This window comes from Olivibacter jilunii, assembly GCF_900607235.1.
GTDB classification, from domain to species: Bacteria; Bacteroidota; Bacteroidia; order Sphingobacteriales; family Sphingobacteriaceae; genus Olivibacter; species Olivibacter oleidegradans.
This window is the reverse complement of sequence record NZ_LR027851.1, coordinates 110537-128514: the sequence shown is the minus strand read 5'-3', so window position 1 is coordinate 128514 and position 17978 is coordinate 110537. Positions and strand designations below refer to the sequence as shown.

The 17978-nt window shown below is 40.1% G+C and carries 14 protein-coding genes; 8 read left to right on the top strand and 6 right to left on the bottom strand.

The genetic code is table 11. From position 1 onward, the window contains the following. The first annotated feature begins 323 nt into the window (after positions 1-323). Complete coding sequence (locus E0E36_RS14405) at positions 324-824, top strand: hypothetical protein (RefSeq protein ID WP_130856516.1); 501 nt, start codon at positions 324-326, stop codon at positions 822-824. Between the two features lie 22 nt (positions 825-846). Here the strand turns inward: E0E36_RS14405 and E0E36_RS14400 are convergent, their stop codons facing one another. After that, positions 847-2952 carry an HRDC domain-containing protein gene (locus tag E0E36_RS14400; RefSeq protein ID WP_130856515.1) on the bottom strand — a complete coding sequence of 702 codons (2106 nt, stop codon included), beginning with the start codon at positions 2950-2952 and terminating at the stop codon, positions 847-849. A 173-nt stretch (positions 2953-3125) separates the two neighbouring features. Here E0E36_RS14400 and E0E36_RS14395 point away from each other — a divergent pair, with 173 nt between their 5' ends. Continuing rightward, the gene (locus E0E36_RS14395; RefSeq protein WP_165446992.1) at positions 3126-4478 is read left to right on the top strand and encodes a MutS-related protein; all 1353 of its coding nucleotides are present in this window, start codon (positions 3126-3128) and stop codon (positions 4476-4478) included. Positions 4479-4551: 73 nt separating this feature from the next. Here E0E36_RS14395 and aqpZ read toward each other — a convergent pair whose 3' ends face one another. Then, positions 4552-5262, bottom strand: coding sequence for an aquaporin Z (aqpZ, locus tag E0E36_RS14390; RefSeq protein ID WP_013668298.1), 711 nt, complete (start codon positions 5260-5262; stop codon positions 4552-4554). 205 nt (positions 5263-5467) lie between these two features. On the opposite strand from aqpZ, the gene E0E36_RS28275 reads away from it, so the two are divergent. Continuing rightward, entirely contained in the window at positions 5468-5743 is a 276-nt protein-coding gene (locus tag E0E36_RS28275) for an Ada metal-binding domain-containing protein (RefSeq protein WP_130856513.1), read from the top strand. Then, positions 5640-6458: a 2OG-Fe(II) oxygenase gene (locus E0E36_RS14380; protein WP_341273588.1), complete on the top strand. Its 819-nt coding sequence runs from the start codon at positions 5640-5642 to the stop codon at positions 6456-6458. The genes E0E36_RS28275 and E0E36_RS14380 overlap by 104 nt, the downstream gene beginning before the upstream one ends. On the opposite strand, the gene E0E36_RS14375 is transcribed toward E0E36_RS14380, so the two are convergent. After that, complete coding sequence (locus E0E36_RS14375; protein WP_130856511.1) at positions 6433-7362, bottom strand: DNA-3-methyladenine glycosylase family protein; 930 nt, start codon at positions 7360-7362, stop codon at positions 6433-6435. The genes E0E36_RS14380 and E0E36_RS14375 overlap by 26 nt on opposite strands. Positions 7363-7511: 149 nt before the next feature. Then, a complete protein-coding gene (locus E0E36_RS14370) occupies positions 7512-9026 on the bottom strand; it encodes an arylsulfatase (protein ID WP_242627219.1) in 1515 nt (504 codons plus the stop codon). Between the two features lie 224 nt (positions 9027-9250). On the opposite strand from E0E36_RS14370, the gene E0E36_RS14365 reads away from it, so the two are divergent. Further along, the gene (locus tag E0E36_RS14365) at positions 9251-9646 is read left to right on the top strand and encodes a VOC family protein (RefSeq protein WP_130856510.1); all 396 of its coding nucleotides are present in this window, start codon (positions 9251-9253) and stop codon (positions 9644-9646) included. Positions 9647-9653: 7 nt separating this feature from the next. Here the strand turns inward: E0E36_RS14365 and glk are convergent, their stop codons facing one another. Next, the gene (gene glk, locus E0E36_RS14360) at positions 9654-10688 is read right to left on the bottom strand and encodes a glucokinase (protein ID WP_013668303.1); all 1035 of its coding nucleotides are present in this window, start codon (positions 10686-10688) and stop codon (positions 9654-9656) included. Positions 10689-10857: 169 nt separating this feature from the next. Between glk and E0E36_RS14355 the strand changes: the two genes are divergently transcribed. Then, entirely contained in the window at positions 10858-12774 is a 1917-nt protein-coding gene (locus tag E0E36_RS14355; protein WP_130856509.1) for a gamma-glutamyltransferase family protein, read from the top strand. Positions 12775-12788: 14 nt separating this feature from the next. Further along, a complete protein-coding gene (locus tag E0E36_RS14350; RefSeq protein WP_130856508.1) occupies positions 12789-13349 on the top strand; it encodes a UbiX family flavin prenyltransferase in 561 nt (186 codons plus the stop codon). 44 nt (positions 13350-13393) lie between these two features. Here E0E36_RS14350 and E0E36_RS14345 read toward each other — a convergent pair whose 3' ends face one another. Continuing rightward, entirely contained in the window at positions 13394-14416 is a 1023-nt protein-coding gene (locus E0E36_RS14345; RefSeq protein WP_013668306.1) for a LacI family DNA-binding transcriptional regulator, read from the bottom strand. Positions 14417-14788: 372 nt separating this feature from the next. Here E0E36_RS14345 and E0E36_RS14340 point away from each other — a divergent pair, with 372 nt between their 5' ends. After that, positions 14789-17965, top strand: a complete 3177-nt coding sequence (locus tag E0E36_RS14340; protein ID WP_013668307.1) for a SusC/RagA family TonB-linked outer membrane protein — start codon at positions 14789-14791, stop codon at positions 17963-17965. The last annotated feature ends 13 nt before the right edge of the window (positions 17966-17978 follow it).

Sequence of the window (17978 nt, the reverse complement as noted above, 5' to 3'; positions counted from 1 at the left end):
ATTAATGCGCATTTATTAATGGAGATGACGCTATTTTATCCAGGACAAATTACCATGGGAGAACATAAAGTAATTTAACACCAAGTAATCTCTGCGCTTATGTTTTGTATTCTTTTTCGGTTGATAGAATGCGATAACAATGGTGCGGAAATGCAAAATGTAAACAAAATTTTGTTCTTTTGTGTAGATGTTGCCACTTGCACTACGTTAATAACCGGTTATGAAATCATCATTATATTATTTAAGTCAACTGTTCTCTCAATAAATCCGGTGCCTGCTTGTAATAGACAAGCCTTTATGGTCATTGAAACAAATTTATAGCAATGAAAAATCAATCTGATTTACGGTTATTACCTGTGGTCGTACGAATTTTTATCGTCGGGTTAATTGTAGGAACGTTGGATATAACTGCAGCCTTCATAAAATACTATTTAGAAACGGGAAAGAACCCGCTGTTTATTTTCAAGTATATTGCAAGTGGGGTACTTGGTTCAGAAGCTTTTTCAACAGGAATGCCGGCAATTCTCCTCGGATTATTTCTACACTACGGTATTGCGCTTTCATTTACGATAGTTTTTTGTGTAATATACCATAGGCTTCCGATTATATCGAAATATAAAGTGTTATCCGGTATCTTTTTTGGCTTTTCGATTTGGGTTATCATGAATTTCCTGATCGTGCCGCTAAGCAGCACTCCGAAGGGCGAGTTTAAGGCAGGTAATGCAATAAAAGAACTCCTAATTTTGATAGGCATGATCGGCTTACCACTACCCTTCCTAGCAAATTGGCTTGTTTTTAACGAACGAATCCTTAAAAGGGTTTAGTTATTAAAAAGTTTCCGGATCGCTAACCGAACAGATCACGTTCTCCGTAAAACTGACGAATAATCTTCACAAATTCATCTCCCAATTCTTTGGCTTTTCCGACCCCTATACCTTTAATTTGAGCTAACTCTCCCAAGGATTTTGGTGATTTGGCTGCAATAGCGATACAAAGTTGTTCACTCAAAATGAGATAGTCTGCAACCCCTCTCTTTTCGCTATTTTTCGTTCGCCAAGCGAAAATTTCGTCGAGTAATAAGGGATTAACCAAGTCGCTAATTTTAGGTTCGTTCATCCCTTTTTTTCCTACTTGATAAACCGGAACGTAATTTATGGCAGCCTCCATCGATACTGATGATAATTTTTGGCTATCGACTTGGACCGGATCAATCTGTAAGACGGCCAGTTTCCCTTTCAGATGCATTACAAACTGATTGTATATCTCAAAAAATTCAGGGTCGAGTCCCTCTTCTATTGGTAACGTTAGTATTTCTTTTACCATATCCAATAGCAATTCGACTTTGGGCTTGAAATAGGTTACCGCTTGTTTTAAGCGAAGTGTAAAATTGCCTTGCGCCAACGGAAGCCGGTAATCTAAATTATTCAATTCTCGCCTCAAGAATTTGTCAGCCACTTTTCTCACCTGATCGACTAAAAGCTGCTCAATCTCATTCACACGAGTGGCAACGGAAACCTCATTGACTGAAGATTGTAACATGGACTTCAAGAGGTTCCATTCAATTTCGATGTTCTTAAAGTCAAAGATATCCGCAATTAACTTATACTCCTGTTCTAACATCGCATGGCTTAGCAAGTCAGCCTCTTCACTTTGCATTCGACTTTGATGCATAAACGAAGTTATGCGTGCATCTGTCATTACATTCTCGGCTTTTACGGGTGCCTTTAATATCAATCCTTCCAAATTTCTACACCGGCTGAGCGCCACATATGTTTGGCCGTGTGCAAATGCAGCCTCCACATCGATCACCGCTTTATCAAATGTCAAACCTTGACTCTTATGAATAGTAATTGCCCAGGCCAGTTTGATTGGATATTGCGTAAAAGAACCATTGGATGATGACGCTATTTTCCCTTCCAACTCATTGAGAGCATATTTGGTGTATTCCCAAGTCTCCGGCATCACGTCAAATATAGAGTCATCATCTAGAAAGCGGACCTGTATACTGTCGTGTGTTGCCTTTAAAACGCAAGCCGTCCGCCCATTATAATATTGCTTCTTACCACTTGGATCGTTTTTTATAAAAATAACTTGCGCACCCACCTTAAGACGTAGTTCCGGTTCAGCAGGATAGGCGTCTTTAGGAAAATCGCCGGCAATAATCGCCTTATAAACCATGATCTCTCCTTCCAAATCTCTTAAGCGGGTCTCGTTGATCTCTCCCACAGAGCGATTATGTGTCGAAAGCGTAATATAGTCAGTCAGCTCGGCAGCAGCCATTCCCGGTTTAAATTGCCGATTCAAAACAGAAAGAAGCGATTCATCGACATTGCCATCCCTTATGCTGTTTAGAATGTTAATAAAAGTGGGATCTGCCTGCCTAAAAACTTCCGTAAGTTCGAAACTGACTAACGGAAAAGACGCAAAAATCCAACTACTGAAAAAATAGGGGCTGGTATAATACTGCTTTAAGATAGGCCAATCATTCTGATAAACCGGAGGTAGTTGATAGAGATCGCCAATCATGAGTAACTGAACGCCGCCAAATGGCCTGTCAGAACCTTTAATACTTCTCAAAATCAAATCAATTCTGTCAATGACATCTGCGCGAACCATACTGATTTCATCAATAATGAGCAACTGTAGACTGATGAGCATCTTTGCTTTGTCGGGCGCCATGCGAACCGCCTTATGATCTTTGAAATCACCGAGATCTTTTCGAGGAATCAGCGGACCGAAAGGTATTTGGAAAAGCGAATTGATAGTAACACCACCTGCATTTAAAGCAGCTATTGCGGTGGGAGCTACTATCGCGATGTTCTTTGCTATAGTAGTTTTTAGATAGTGAAGAAAGGTAGTCTTGCCCGTTCCTGCTTTACCTGTTAAAAAAACGGGCTTATCCGTTTTTGTTAAAAAATCGATAACGCGCCTATGAATAACATTTAAGTTCATATAATTTACGATGTATCTGCGAAATTCGTAGCAAGACTCGTCAGCAAAGGTAGAAAAATCATATTATGCCTTTTCCTGTTTTACGCATTTTCTGAAATTTAGACTACTTTTCAGTAGAACAACAAATTATGTTTTTATACGTTAAAACGAAAAGGCCGATTAACACCCTAAACATGAATGATACGTTTTTGATTGATAATCAAACTATAGACGATTTACAGCTTTTCGAAAGTCCAAAATACAATCGCAGCGTTTATGCTTACTTCGATTATACAACTACCCTTGGCGGTAAAACACGCCTAAAAGAACTCTTTCAAACGCCGCTCAGGAACATATATGACTTACAAACACGGGTTGAGGATTTAAGATTTCTTTACGAGGAAATCGAAAATATATCCTTTCAGAAAGAACCGACGGACTTTATTGAATTTTATTTAGCGAATTCAGATAGTCCAAAAAAATATTCCTTCTTTCGAGCCTTGAAAAAATCAATTCAATATCAATATAAAAAGAAACAGGAACAATATAATAAGCAGCGTGGCTTAATCGAAATACTGGATACGATATCTTTCCTGAACGAGCTTTGTCAAGAATTACAGAAAAAAGGCCAAGTTTCTTTTATCAAGAACTTATCCATATTGATAAACACAATCTATGCCGATGCGTTCATAAGGAATTGCTTAGAAAAAAATTACCGGAAGTTAAAAGGAATTCGATTAGAACGTTGCGACTATTTAATAAGGAAAATTTATAGACAAGAAATTCGGGACATACTGAATTATGTTTATCAATTAGATGCCTATTATTCCGTTGCATTGGCGGCAAAAAAGCATTCCTTCTCTTTTCCCCAATATATCCAACATGACAAAAGCAAGCTCGAGCTGAAGGCAGTTTTTCATCCCTTTTTACACAATCCCATTGTTAACGACTTCAGCCTAACAGCGAATAATCATCTATGCTTTCTTACGGGGGTAAATATGTCCGGAAAATCGACATTAATGAAATCAATTGCCATCGCAACCTATCTCGCTCATATTGGTTTTCCTATACCGGCAAAAAAGATGACAACTGGATTGTTTAACGGCTTACTGACAACAATCAATCTTGCGGACGACCTAACACAGGGACGCAGCCATTTTTACAACGAGGTCTTACGCGTAAAATTCGTTGCACAAGAGCTTTCTACGCGCAAAAATCTACTTATTATCTTCGACGAACTCTTTAGGGGTACCAATGTAAAAGATGCCTATGAATGTTCATTGTTAATAGTTGAAGCTTTTTCGAAGCACCCAAACAGCCTCTTTGTGATTTCAAGTCATTTGGTAGAAATTGCCCATAATTTAAAAGATATCACTCCCATTCAATTCAAGCATTTTCAAACCCAATTCGGAACAAACGGACCAACCTTTAACCATATCTTATTAGATGGTATCACAAGCGACCGGATTGGCACTTGGCTTTTAAAAAACGAAGGGATCTTGGAAATGCTAAACGATATGACTAATAATAACGACACTGGCCACTAATGCCAACCTTCAATGTAACGAGCGGGATAACAAATTGTTTACCCCGCTTGTCAAGATATACCTTTTTACAAGATCAGCTTGGGTCGCTTTTCTGAATAAGTGATTTATAAATTAAGGCTCCTATGATTGCTCCTATTATGGGTGCTGCCCAAAACAACCATAACTGACTAAGATATTCGCCTCCGGCAATTATCGCTTGCGAAGTAGAACGAGCAGGGTTCACCGATGTATTTGTTATGGGAATTGAAATCAAGTGAATTAAAGTAAGTGCCAACCCAATGGCTATACCGGCAAATTTACCATTCGCAAACTTATCGGTCGCTCCCAGTATAACAATCAGGAAAAAAGCCGTTAATACCGCTTCTGCTAAAAAAGCCGCACCAAATTGATAACCATGGGGCGACAAGACACCATACCCATTTGCTGCAAACGCCCCTGCCTTCGTATTATCAATCGCAACAGGGTTCGCATTGCCGGTTAATATTAAATAAAGAATTGCGCCGGCAGCAAGCGCTCCCAAAACCTGCGAAAGAATGTATGGCAGCAAATCCTTGGCCTGAAAACGGCCGCCTACTAAAAGTCCAATAGAGACTGCAGGATTAAAATGCCCTCCTGAAACATGACCTACAGCGTAGGCCATAGTAAGGACTGTTAAACCGAAAGCAAACGCTACTCCCATATAGCCAATGCCTAAATCTGGTATACCCGCAGCAAACAACGCGCTGCCACAGCCGCCAAAAACCAACCAGAAAGTTCCGAAAAATTCTGCGAAATAGTTTTTCATAATCTGTTATTATTAATTGGAAAGTGATTATTAGCGATTTACGCTAGGTAAATATATTAATTTATTTTAAAGAAAAGTAATTTTTTTAATTGCCGTTACAGTAAACCACACTATTGTGCAAACCTGTGTACTTTTTAAAAAGCAGCAATATTCGGGTTTTACAATACTTGAACATTAATTTATTTTGAAGAAATGTTTTATTATAATGTATCGACATATTGAACTTGGCAAAACCGGAGGAGAGAGAATGATCAAACTTCGGGCATTAATTCATAAAAAAAAAGTCAGCTTGGCAGGTTATTGGCCAAAAAAAATATATGGTTTATTGTCATGTGGTTCGGGCAAACGTATGAAAGTGGCACATCGTGTATTTTTCTATGACGAACAGGAAGCCGTTGCGAAAGGATATCGCCCGTGTGGCCATTGCCTGCGGAGTGCGTATGAAAAATGGAAATCAACTCAAAAACATTACTTTAAATAAGATGGAACAAATTTTTTCATTAATTGAAACACAAGATTGGAGCCGCATTTCCAGGTCTTTGCATGAAAAGGGTTTTGTAATTATAAAGAACCTTTTCTCCACCGATTTATGTGAGGAACTAATAAACTCATATGATAACGACACCCGTTACAGAAAGACCATTCTAATGGAAAGGTATCGTTTCGGTTTGGGTGAGTATAAGTATTTTAAATATCCTTTGCCTGAGCCAATTTTGGCGTTGCGTGAAGGTATTTATCCAAAGATTGTATCAGTGGCCAATCGTTGGATGAATGAACTAAAAATAAACGCTGCGTTTCCTTCAACTTTTAATGAAATGCAAAGACATTGCCATGAGCAGGGACAGACGAAACCTACGGTATTGATATTAAAGTACCACGAGGGAGGATTTAATACCTTGCATCAGGATTTATACGGAACCGTTTACTTTCCCCTGCAAATGGTTATTATGCTCAATCAAATCGGAAAGGACTACACGGGCGGTGAATTTGTCATCACCGAACAGGTGCCACGTGCACAATCAAAGGCTAATGTACTACAGCTCAATCAAGGCGACCTATTAATATTCACTACAAATTTCCGATCTGTAAAGGGAGTAAAAGGTTTTCATAAAGTGAACATGAAACACGGCGTGAGTCCATTGCATACCGGTCAGCGATACGCGCTTGGTATTATTTTTCATGATGCGCTGAATTAATTTTCGCATCCTTCGAAAGACTATGCCATAAATAGAAGACGATGTAAGATTCCCAGTCCTTAAACTGTCTGAAAAACTGCTTAGTGCCAACTAAGTCTTTTTTGTCTTCTATTATATGAAATTTCACAAGCGCGTTCAGTAGTCCTGCGTCTCCGTAAGGTATGCTATTATGCACTCGTAAACATTTCATCAAGACATAATTTGCTGTCCAAAGACCAATTCCCTTCACAGACATTAATAACTGCTGTTTCAATTCGAAACTTGGTAAACCTGCTACAATTTTCTTACTGATTCTACCTTCTAAAAAGGCTTTAGCTACCTCAATGATATAGTTAGCTTTACTCTTGGAGAGTTGTATTTTCAGTAGGTCCTGTGGATTTACGGCTATAAAATCCTGAGGAGAGGGAAAAACATAATAAGTATCGCCCTGATAAACAACACAACGGCCATACTCCTCTACCAAGCGCCTTTTTATTTTATAAGCAAATGTCAAATTGATCTGTTGTCCTATAATGCACCAAACAATAGCTTCAAAAAGATCCGGAATACCGATTAATCGCAAACCATAAAAAGCGGTGGACATGTAGTTCAATTTCCCGGAAGAGGATACAATCGCATAGTAATTCTCTAAGTTATTTTCAAGATCAAACCATTCAACTAAATACTGTTTAATATAAACAATCGTTTCTTCTTCTAACACTTTACCTGCTATTGTCACTTTAAGTCCTTCGGTATCTCCAAAAACATCCAAAATGATCTTTTCATTTTCTACAATCAGCGCCTTTCGAAAATGATCGTCATAAATGCGAATCAAACAGTCATCATATCCTCTATCAAGAAACCACAAACACTCTTTGAAGTTAAGAGGTCCGTTAACCGGTATTATCAAATGCTGATTTTGCATGAGTCGAAATTAAGGAAAGTAAGACTGGTCTACAATCCGTTTCTTGCTCGAATTTTCACAAAGCACGTTTACCCCTATCTTCGAAACCCATTGGTTGTCCTAATAGGGAACCGGTGCTATGGTGATTTTTTAAACCGGCCACTCAAATTCTACCTTTTCTCATTTTGAAGTTTATTATCAATAATCTCCCAATCCAGGATGTGAGCAGGTTGGTGCTCCCGAGCAACAATTCTATCAAATTCATGCAATAGTTCGGCATGCTGTTGTGCCAGGTCATTGGTTTCGCGGGGATCCTCTCCAAGATTAAACAACATCCATTTCGCTTTTCGATTCCCTTTCATATTAAGCTTGATTGCTTTCCAATCCCCTTTCCGAATTGCCAGTTGGCCTCCCTTTTCCGGATATTCAAAGTATAGAAATTTATGCTGTTTTTGTTTTTTCTCTTTCCCAAGCAAAGTAGGGAGAAACGAAATGCCATCTGTATTACCTGCATCCTCTCCGATAAGATCCGCTATAGTCGCCATCAAGTCGTATTGCGCCGAAACGTGGTCCGTTTTGCTGTTTGGTTTTATTTTACCGGGCCATCGTACCAGAAATGGCTCTTTAATTCCTCCTTCAAAAACATCCATCTTCAGACCTCTTAAACCTGCAGTACTATCAAAGAAGGTATAATCCACACCTCCATTGAACGCGGTCCCGTTATCACTCGAAAACATAACAATCGTCCGTTCATCTAAACCCAGCTCTTTTAATTTTTGTAAAATGAGACCGACCTGTGCATCCAAATAGGATATCAATGCAGCGTAGGTTGCTCGGGGATATTTCGTGGCCGCATACCCATGCTGCCCGTAATAAGGTTGATCGTTAAACCGATCTTTATATTGATTTACATATTCTTCGGGAGCTTGAAGCGACACGTGGGGAATCGTATAGGGCAGGTAAAGAAAAAAACGCCTCTCTTTAGATCTTTCGATAAACCGAAGCGCCTTGTCTGTCATTAGACCAGGGGCATAGCTATTACCTTTGAAGTAATCAAAATCAGTATCATCTGCTTTCAAGGAATCGACAGGGCGATGCACAAATATATCCGGATTCCCTAATTTAACATATTGATCATTTTCCCATAAGTGAGAAGGGTAATAATTATGCGCTTGTTTCTGATCCAAATAACCAAAATAATAATCGAAGCCCTGCTTTAAGGGAGAACCGGTGGTATTATGCATTCCCAATCCCCATTTTCCTATTAAACCGGTCGCATATCCGGCTTTTTTTAGCATTTTAGCAAGTGTATAAGTCCCCTCCGGAAGGGGCATTTGCCCGCCTTCTAAGCTGTCCGGAAAACCACCCATCTCATAGTTTCCCCTAATATAGGAATGGCCACCATGCTTACCTGTCAGCAGCATACAACGTGCGGGCGCACAAACCGGTGTGCTTGTATAATGATTGGTAAATTGCATGCCTTCTTTCGCCATTTGATCCAAATAAGGCGTTTTTATTCTTTTCTGTCCATAAGGACTGATGTCACCATAGCCGAGATCGTCCGCATAAATATAGATAATGTTAGGCGGCAACGTATTATTCTGCGCGTATCCCATTAAAGGCAGGACAAAAATTATTACTTGACCAACTATTGCAAGCCACCGCATTAATCTATTAGATTTCATAATAAGTTATACATTTAGTGTTTTCGATTTCGGTTCCATATTGGCGTTCTGAGCAATTTTACGGCTTAAAATACTTAAAACCAAAAGCAATGTAAACGCAACCGTTTGCGAGACAAACGTTTCGATGGCAAGTGAGTAGAACAAGATTGATATTTTATTGTTATCAATCAGTGCAGGACAGCTAAGATGCGTTGCGAATGGTGAGGCGCTTAAAATAAACAAAGATGATATTACAAACTCGCAAGACATTCAGCAGTTATTCAGCTGATGATATGGAGAAAGCTGAAGCTTTTTACAAAAACACATTAGGATTACAGGTGACACGTGCCGAGATGGGTGTGCTCGAACTTCATTTGACAGGTGGTCATACCATTATTATCTATCCAAAAAAGAATCATCAACCTGCCACTTTTACCGTACTTAACTTTGTGGTAGAAGACATAGTCAGTACGGTTAATCAACTTTCTGCCGACGGTGTTCATTTCCTTTCATATACAGGAGAAATTCGCACCGACGAACGAGGTATCGCTAATGCCGATGACACAGGGCCAGGCCCCAAAATAGCTTGGTTTGCAGACCCTGCCGGCAATATTCTATCAATACTCGAAGAGCGTGTATAACAGGGGACTATAGCTCTTTACCAAAGGCTCCATAATATGCTGCTCCCGTCAATGCAGTTCGGTTCTTTAGAATTAGGTGTATGGGAATACGCTGCAATAAAAGCTCCATGCGATCACTTTGGATAAACTGCTGCCGGAACAGCTCATCGCGTAAGAGTGGATAAATTTTTGGAGGAATCCCCCCTCCCAGGTATAAACCACCTGTAGCTTTCAATTTAAGAACCAAACTAGTGGCTTCTCGAGCCATATAACTTACAAATAACTGCATGGCTTTAACGCATCCATCGTTTAATTCACGCATTGCTGTGTGGCTTACCACAGCAGCGGGGTCTTCCGTAGTTAATTTTTCGCTCAACCAAGCAGGTTCTTTATAGCCTTTTACATCCCGTAGAAAGGAATAAATTCGGTATATCCCGGCCCCCGAAATCAAATGCTCCCAACTGATCAACGGACTTTCGTTTCGTAAATAATGAAAAAGTTCTATATCCGTTTCAGTACGCGGCGAGAATTCGCTATGACCTCCTTCCGTAGCAAAAGGCCGATAGAATTTTCCATCCCAAAAAAGCCCTGCTTCTCCCAATCCGGTACCCGGTGCTAGGATAGCAATATTCCCGGCCTCAGGTTCTCCCGAATATAACGTTGCCAAATCATCTTTTGCAATTCCCGCTAAACCATAAGCCATTGCTTCCAGGTCATTCAATATACATACTTTACTCCACCCGCTATTTTGTTGCAGCATCTTGGCATCAATATTCCATGATAAATTAGTCAATTTTACGGCATTATTTACCACGGGTCCTGCTACACCAATAGATAACACTTCAGGTGGTGAATTAACATCATTTCTTAAATATTCATCTAAAATCTGATCGAAAGATAAATAATCTCGGGACGGAAAGGTTTGCTCCCGTAGTAACTTAATTTGTGCATCTTCTACCTTAAACGTACCTAGGCTTGTTTTTGTCCCTCCAATATCAGCAGCAAGCAATAAGACATTTTTCCCATTTTGTTTATTGGGTAAATAAAGCGGTATACGGGTCATATTATGTTTTTTCTATAAACACGGAAGCGTGCATTTTGATTGCTTCTCCTTTCTTTTTCTACACATTAAAATGATTATTGTTTAATACAGCAGTTATGCCATAAGCCTTCGTTAGCACTATATGGTCAATTTTCCTATATTTGATTCACCGTCAAAACAGACACTTTTTATGAAATCATTTACCCTATACCTTTGCATTTTTTTGTTAATTACTAAAGCCTCTTACAGTCAACAAACACAGAAACCACCTCTATACGGTAAAAATTGGATGGCGATAACCGGTAAGCCGCTCGCTGCTACTGCCGGAGCCATGATCTTCCAGAAAGGAGGAAACGCCGTTGACGCAGCCTGTGCCATGCTTGCTGCAACATGCACAATGTGGGACGTTTTAAGTTGGGGTGGGGAAACTCAAGCACTTATCTATAACCCGACAACGAAGAAAGTGATCGCCATCAATGCTTTGGGTGTTGCCCCTACCGGCGCGACTGTTGACTTTTTTAAATCGAAGGGCTACGACTTTCCACCCGAATACGGTCCTTTGGCAGCAATAACGCCAGGTACGCCAGGTGGACTTTGCTATATGTTGGCCAAATATGGTTCTCTAAGTCTGCAAGAAGTTTTGAATCCTTCAATCGAAATGGCCGCTGGGTATCCAATTGATGCTCAAACCGCGAACAGTATTGAACGTAATAAAGAAAAAATAAAAGAATGGCCTTATAGTAAAGCCGTTTTTCTACCGCATCTTGGTAGTAAGCGGGAGGCTCCTGCAGCTGGAGAAATTTTTCGTCAACCACAGCTGTTAGCTACACTCAACAAACTGGTAGAGGCCGAGCAACAAGCCTTGAAAGAAGGCAAAAACAGAGAAGAGGCAATTATGGCTGCTTATAATCGCTTTTACAAAGGTGATATTGCCGATGAATTCGTACGCGGTTCAGCTGAGCAAGGAGGTTTAATTACAAAGGCCGACTTGGCGAACTGGACACCCATCGAAGAAGAACCTCTTCATGTAAATTATCGTGGGGTTGAGGTATATAAACTTCAAGAGTGGACGCAAGGCCCTGCCTTGTTACAGAGTTTGAATATTCTCGAAAATTTTGATCTCAAAAATTTGGGATATAATTCTGCTCAATATATTCATACCCTATATCAAACAATGAATTTGGCATTCGCAGATAGAGACTTTTACTATGGAGATCCTTACTTCAGGCCACGTCCTCCTATTAGTGGGTTGCTTGATAAAAATTACGCCAAAAAACGGGCAGCAATGATACCAAAAGACAGGAACCTCATGATTGCATTACCTGGAGATCCCTTTCCGTTCCAAAATGAAAGCAATCCGTTTAAAGGTCTTTTAAAGAAAAGATCTTTGTTGCTAGACAGCAACAGTAACGAAAAGATTAAGGATTTTGTACCTAAACACGACGCTTCAAATCAAGCCCTACTAAACAGTGAGACAGCGGAAGACAGTCTATATCGTGATCGACTTTGGAGAGGGACTACTAGTGTTGTTGCAGCGGATAAAGAAGGATGGCTTGTTGCAATTACACCGAGCGGTGGTTGGGTGCCCGCCTGCATTGCCGGAAATACCGGAATCGGTATGAGCCAACGCTTACAAAGTTTTGTTTTGGATTCAATCGTTAATCCTTACAACGTGATACAACCAGGCAAACGGCCCCGAGTGACATTAACACCTTCCTTAGCATTAAAAAATGGCAAGCCGTTTCTGGCTTTCGCTGTACAGGGAGGAGATACACAGGATCAGAACCTCCTTCAATTCTTTCTTAATATTGTTGAGTTCGGCATGACTGTACAGCAAGCAACGGAAGCAGCCAACATTAACAGCAATCAACTTTGGCTGTCGTTGGGTGGTACTCAAATGAAAGATAGGGTACCAAAATCGGGAAGCATCTTGTTAAATAGCAACACTAAAGAGGGAATAAGAAATACCTTAAAACAGATGGGCTACAACATGACTTTCGGCGAACGTACGAGTGGACCGATAAATGCTATCTTTGTCGATCAGGAACATGGCACCTTTTGGGGAGGGAGCAGTAACCATGGAGAGGATTACGGTATCGGTTGGTAAAGCCTTTGAAAGAAATGACTAAAAGAAGAATAATAGTAGGTATTAGTGGAGCCACGGGGATCCAATATGGAATAAAGGCACTTGAACTGCTGCAAGAACTGGATATTGAAACACATCTCATTATAAGCAAGGCCGCCGAAATGGTACGAACCTATGAAACGGGTTATAAACATGAACATGTGGTTTCGCTGGCCCATAGGGTTTATGCCCTGTCGGATGTTGGGGCTGCTATTTCCAGTGGATCTTTTAAAACGATGGGCATGTTAATTGCACCCTGTTCAGTAAAAACCTTGTCGGAAATAGCTACAGGCGTAACCAGCTCGCTTTTATCACGTGCAGCGGATGTAACATTAAAAGAAAGGCGAAGATTGGTTCTACTTTTTAGGGAAACACCATTACATGCTGGGCACATAAAAACAATGCTACAGGTAACTGAAATGGGAGGTGTTGTGATGCCCCCTGTGCCAGCCTTCTATATGCAACCTCAAACAATCGATGAAATGATTACCCACACCGTGGCACGGGCACTCGATTTATTCGGTTTCGATATAGACATTCCTAGATGGGAAAAGTAAACCGGCTCCTTTGTTATGTTCGGTTATCAAATGGAGCTCATAACTTAAGCTTTCTCGGTTGAATCTCTTAAAATCAATTGAGCAGATAGTTCTTTATGAAAGGTTTTATCCGTAACTTTACCAAGCTTTAAATCAACAAGCAATCGATCAATAATTAATTTTGCCATATCCTCAAGAGGTTGTTCAACCGCAGTTATGGCTGGTTGAAATAGGCGAAGTGCCTCATTATCGTCAAATGCTAGTACCGAAATTTTTGTCGGAATCTTTATTTTACGATGTCTCATTACTTCCAAGCCCCCTACCGCTAAATAATTGGTAGCAAAGCAGACGCTATCGATCATTGGATTTTTCTTTAGAAATTCTTCAAAATCGGACAACAATCGTTCTTTTCTTTCCCTATAAGGAATGTATAAAATATATTCATTCAAATTTCGCTCTTTTATTAATTTTTTGTAACCTTCCAACCTACTAAGCATCTGAGTTTGTTGCGAATCAGTCGTGATTAAAGCTATATGCTTCTTTCCTTTGTTCGCCAAATGCCGGCAGGCTTCATACATTGCATTTTCATTATTAATTCCTATATAATGGGAATCAATTTTCGGCAAGTATCTGTCGAAAAGTACAACTGGCCTATTTTCTTCCCTCAATTGTTTGATTTCGTCTTCCAGGCCTTCTGTAGGACAAATTATGTAGCCATCCACCCCCCGGTCTCTGAACATCCGTATAAGTTCAACCGCCTTTTCTGTCTGTCCATTTGTACTACTGTAAATTATCTTGTAGCCGTTATTATAAGCCTGTTCTTCTATTAGCGAGGCGATTTGCGAGAAAAAAGGATTGCCAATATTCTCTACTATAAATCCTATTGTATTAGTTTTACCTGTCACCAAGCCTCTTGCTAAGTAATTAGGTGTATAGCCTACCTCTTTTACATAAGCTAAAACACGTTCAGCAACTTGCGCGCTTATTCGCATTTCCTCGGCCTTCCCATTCAAGATGAAAGAGATGGTCGTATTGGAAAGCCCTAAGGCCTTCGAAATATCTTTAATGGAGATTCTATTTCTTTTCATTGATTATGCAATTGGTAATAGCATTGTTTAGCTGATAAGGTTGTGGTAAAGATAATATTTAAAGAAAGAAAAAGGCAATCGTTTTCACATAATTGTTAAAAAGATCCTCAAACCATCCCTATTCCAGTACAAATTTTAAAAAGTTCTTTGATATTAACATTTTTATTAAGAAGTTAGCCGACTATTAATAAAACAAGCTAACAAACCACGGTGACCATGATGAACGAAATTTGTGCCTTTAAAACTAAAACAATTTAGCTGGTTAATGCCACGCTTCTTATTTTTTTAGATCGTTCCTAAAGCGATTTAGTAACAATCTATTTACAATTCCGTACAAAATCAAGCATTTTACATTCTGATTATTAAGCATTTATGACCAATCAAAAAAACAAACCAATTAAAAACATAGCCTTAACAGGAAGTTTGGCTTTGTTGATTTCTGTTGGGATCCCCTTCTGCCCTTCGCAGGCTGCGGCTTCCAACAGGTTAACTTCCAATGCTACTTATCTTGCGAATAAGAAGCAACAACAAATTGCCGGTACAGTTACCAGTGCGACCGACCAAACGCCCTTACCTGGTGTTTCTGTGTTGGTAAAAGGATCCTCAAAAGGTGTTACTACCAATGAAAAAGGACAATTCACCATTGAAGCTTCTTCTTCTGATATACTAGTATTCAGCTATATAGGTTTTTTAACGACGGAAAGAACTGTCGGAAGCTCTACCAATTTAAATGTAGCACTACAAGAGGATAGCCAAAGTTTAGATGAGGTGGTTGTCGTCGGATATGGAACACAAAGAAAAGTAGATATTACCGGTTCCGTTGCGGGCGTTAAGTCTGAAGAACTAACGCAGCGCCCGGCACAAAACGTAAACCAAGCACTTAGTGGTCGGATAGCGGGTGTTAATGCATCAACAAACTCGGGAAGACCAGGTGGTAGAACACAAGTTCGTATCCGTGGATTTAGTTCAATTAACGCAACAAATGAGCCACTTTACGTTGTTGATGGAATTATCTTTACAGAAGATATATCCACCATCAACCCAAGTGATATCGAATCAGTTGATGTTCTAAAAGATGCATCTTCAACGGCGATCTACGGAACACGCGGGGCAAACGGTGTTATTATGATCACTACCAAACGCGGTAAAAAAGGACAAAGCCAGATCAACTATGATGCCTTTATGACCGTGAACAAAATGACACGTAAGCAAGATGTACTCAACTCCGCGGAATGGATGGAGATAGAAGCTTTGGGTTATCAAAATGCACAAAAATATGACCCGGAAGGCTTTGCAGCGGGTCGATATGAAAACCCTGTTGAGAAGCACAAGCGCTATGCCGTTGGCAACACTTTCGGCAACCGAGAACTGTTCACCGCTGATGGACAGCCTCTTTACGACGTAGATTGGCAAGATCTATTAACCCGTACAGCTATTGGTCAATCTCACAATTTATCTTTTACAGGAGGAAGCGATAAATCAACTTATGGTCTTTATTTAGGATATTTTGACGACCAAGGGATTATTGTAAATAGTTTTCAAAAACGATATAGCGCACGCGCCGTTATTGATCATCAAGTGCGCGATTGGCTTAAAGTTGGTGGAACGATCAGTTACTCTAACAACACAGAACGCAGACAGGATGATGGTGTCGGGGGAAATATCCCACCCCGCATGATGATTGAAATGGTTCCGTTCATTCCTTACAAGTATCCTGATGGCACATACGGTCGTCGTGAAGACTATGATGGTTTAGAAACCGGTGACAACCCTCGGGCACAAGCTGATGAAATAACGCGTCTTTATAAACGCAATGTATTCACAGGTAATGCCTATGCTAAGGTTACCTTAATGGAAGGCTTAGACTTTACTTCAACTATTGGTGCAAACGTACGCGACCAACATCAACCTTATTTTGTAAGTAGTTTATCGAACTTCGATGGTGGTTTAGGAAGAACTTTTGCAAGAATTGGCGCTGAAAGTTCATTCTTTTGGCAATGGTCTAACCACATCAATTACAACAGAACATTCGGCGATCATACAATTAGTGCAACGCTAGGTACAGAAGCGCAAAAGTTTGAAGTATTAGAGTGGGAGGCATCGGCTAATGATATCGCTGACGACTTTTATCAGTGGAATAACCTTGGTATGGGAGCTACACCAATGCCGCCTACTTCCGATGTGCAAAACTATCAAATGAATTCTTATTTTGCCCGTGCTAACTACGGCTATAAAGATAAGTACTTATTAACTCTTACCGGTCGTTTTGATGGATCATCTCGCTTCGGTGAAAACAATAAGTTTGCTTTTTTCCCATCCGCGGCAGCCGCTTGGCGTATTTCGGAAGAGGACTTTTTAAAAGGGAGCGAAACAGTTAGCAATCTGAAGTTACGTTTAAGCTACGGTTTAACCGGTAACTCCGAAATTGATAGTTATCTGTCTAGAGCCAACTTACAATCAGGTAATTATGTGTTTGATGGACGTTTATCAGCCGGAACCGTTATTAGCACATTACCAAACCCGAACTTAAAATGGGAAAAAACAGCGCAATATAATGCTGGTTTTGATTTGGGTTTATTGAATGATCGCATCAACATTGTCTTCGATGCTTATCTTAAGAAAACTTCTGACCTACTTCTTGCCGCACCTGTTCCGGCTTCTAGTGGATACACAAGCATGATGACAAATATTGGAGACATGAAGAACAGTGGATTTGAATTTGGAATCAATACGGTAAATATTGACAAAGGCGACTTCTCTTGGACTACCGCGTTAAACTTCTCTTATCTAAAGAATGAGGTAACGGCTTTGGGTACAAATAATGAAGACGTATTTATGAACCCATTCTTCATTGGAAGTAACAGTAATATTTTACGTGTCGGCAACCCCGTAGGTAGTTTCTATGGATTGATCAGAGAAGGTACTTGGAGCACTGCCGAAGAAGCGGAAGCAGCCAGATATAACCGTTTGCCGGGCGACATCAAGTATCGCGACCTGAATAATGACGGCCAGATAAATGACGCGGATAGAACTATTCTTGGAAAAGGTATTCCTGATTTCTATGGTGGCTTCTTTAATACCTTGCGCTACAAGAATTTTGATCTTACGCTCGAATTACAATATTCTTACGGAAACGATGTTTTCCGCATGAGTCAACATTCATCGGAAGATCGCACGGGTATTGCTAATAGCTATGCCACGGTCTTGAACGCATGGACTCCGGAGAATCAAAATACACCGATTGCCCAAATAAGAGGTGCGGGTGTACGTTACGACACCTTACTCGATTCACATAAAGTGGAAGACGGGTCTTTTATTCGCGGTAAAAACTTAATGCTAGGTTATAACCTTCCTTCTAGTGCATTGGAAAAGATCAAGTTAAGCAGACTGAGAGTGTACGCATCTGTCCAAAACTTTTTCTTAATAACAGATTACAGTGGCTATGATCCGGAAGTTACTACTTATGATGACACTTTTGCACAAGGCATTGAGTTTCATGATTACCCAAAACCCATGACGTTTACCTTCGGATTAAACGCGACCTTTTAACTTATACACGAAA

Coding starts and splice junctions, on each gene's coding strand:
- E0E36_RS14405 (WP_130856516.1), top strand. CDS start 324: ATGAAAAATCAATCTGATTTACGGTTATTACCTGTGGTCGTACGAATT.
- E0E36_RS14400 (WP_130856515.1), bottom strand. CDS start 2,952: ATGAACTTAAATGTTATTCATAGGCGCGTTATCGATTTTTTAACAAAA.
- E0E36_RS14395 (WP_165446992.1), top strand. CDS start 3,126: ATGAATGATACGTTTTTGATTGATAATCAAACTATAGACGATTTACAG.
- aqpZ (WP_013668298.1), bottom strand. CDS start 5,262: ATGAAAAACTATTTCGCAGAATTTTTCGGAACTTTCTGGTTGGTTTTT.
- E0E36_RS28275 (WP_130856513.1), top strand. CDS start 5,468: ATGTATCGACATATTGAACTTGGCAAAACCGGAGGAGAGAGAATGATC.
- E0E36_RS14380 (WP_341273588.1), top strand. CDS start 5,640: ATGACGAACAGGAAGCCGTTGCGAAAGGATATCGCCCGTGTGGCCATT.
- E0E36_RS14375 (WP_130856511.1), bottom strand. CDS start 7,362: ATGCAAAATCAGCATTTGATAATACCGGTTAACGGACCTCTTAACTTC.
- E0E36_RS14370 (WP_242627219.1), bottom strand. CDS start 9,026: ATGAAATCTAATAGATTAATGCGGTGGCTTGCAATAGTTGGTCAAGTA.
- E0E36_RS14365 (WP_130856510.1), top strand. CDS start 9,251: ATGATATTACAAACTCGCAAGACATTCAGCAGTTATTCAGCTGATGAT.
- glk (WP_013668303.1), bottom strand. CDS start 10,688: ATGACCCGTATACCGCTTTATTTACCCAATAAACAAAATGGGAAAAAT.
- E0E36_RS14355 (WP_130856509.1), top strand. CDS start 10,858: ATGAAATCATTTACCCTATACCTTTGCATTTTTTTGTTAATTACTAAA.
- E0E36_RS14350 (WP_130856508.1), top strand. CDS start 12,789: ATGACTAAAAGAAGAATAATAGTAGGTATTAGTGGAGCCACGGGGATC.
- E0E36_RS14345 (WP_013668306.1), bottom strand. CDS start 14,416: ATGAAAAGAAATAGAATCTCCATTAAAGATATTTCGAAGGCCTTAGGG.
- E0E36_RS14340 (WP_013668307.1), top strand. CDS start 14,789: ATGACCAATCAAAAAAACAAACCAATTAAAAACATAGCCTTAACAGGA.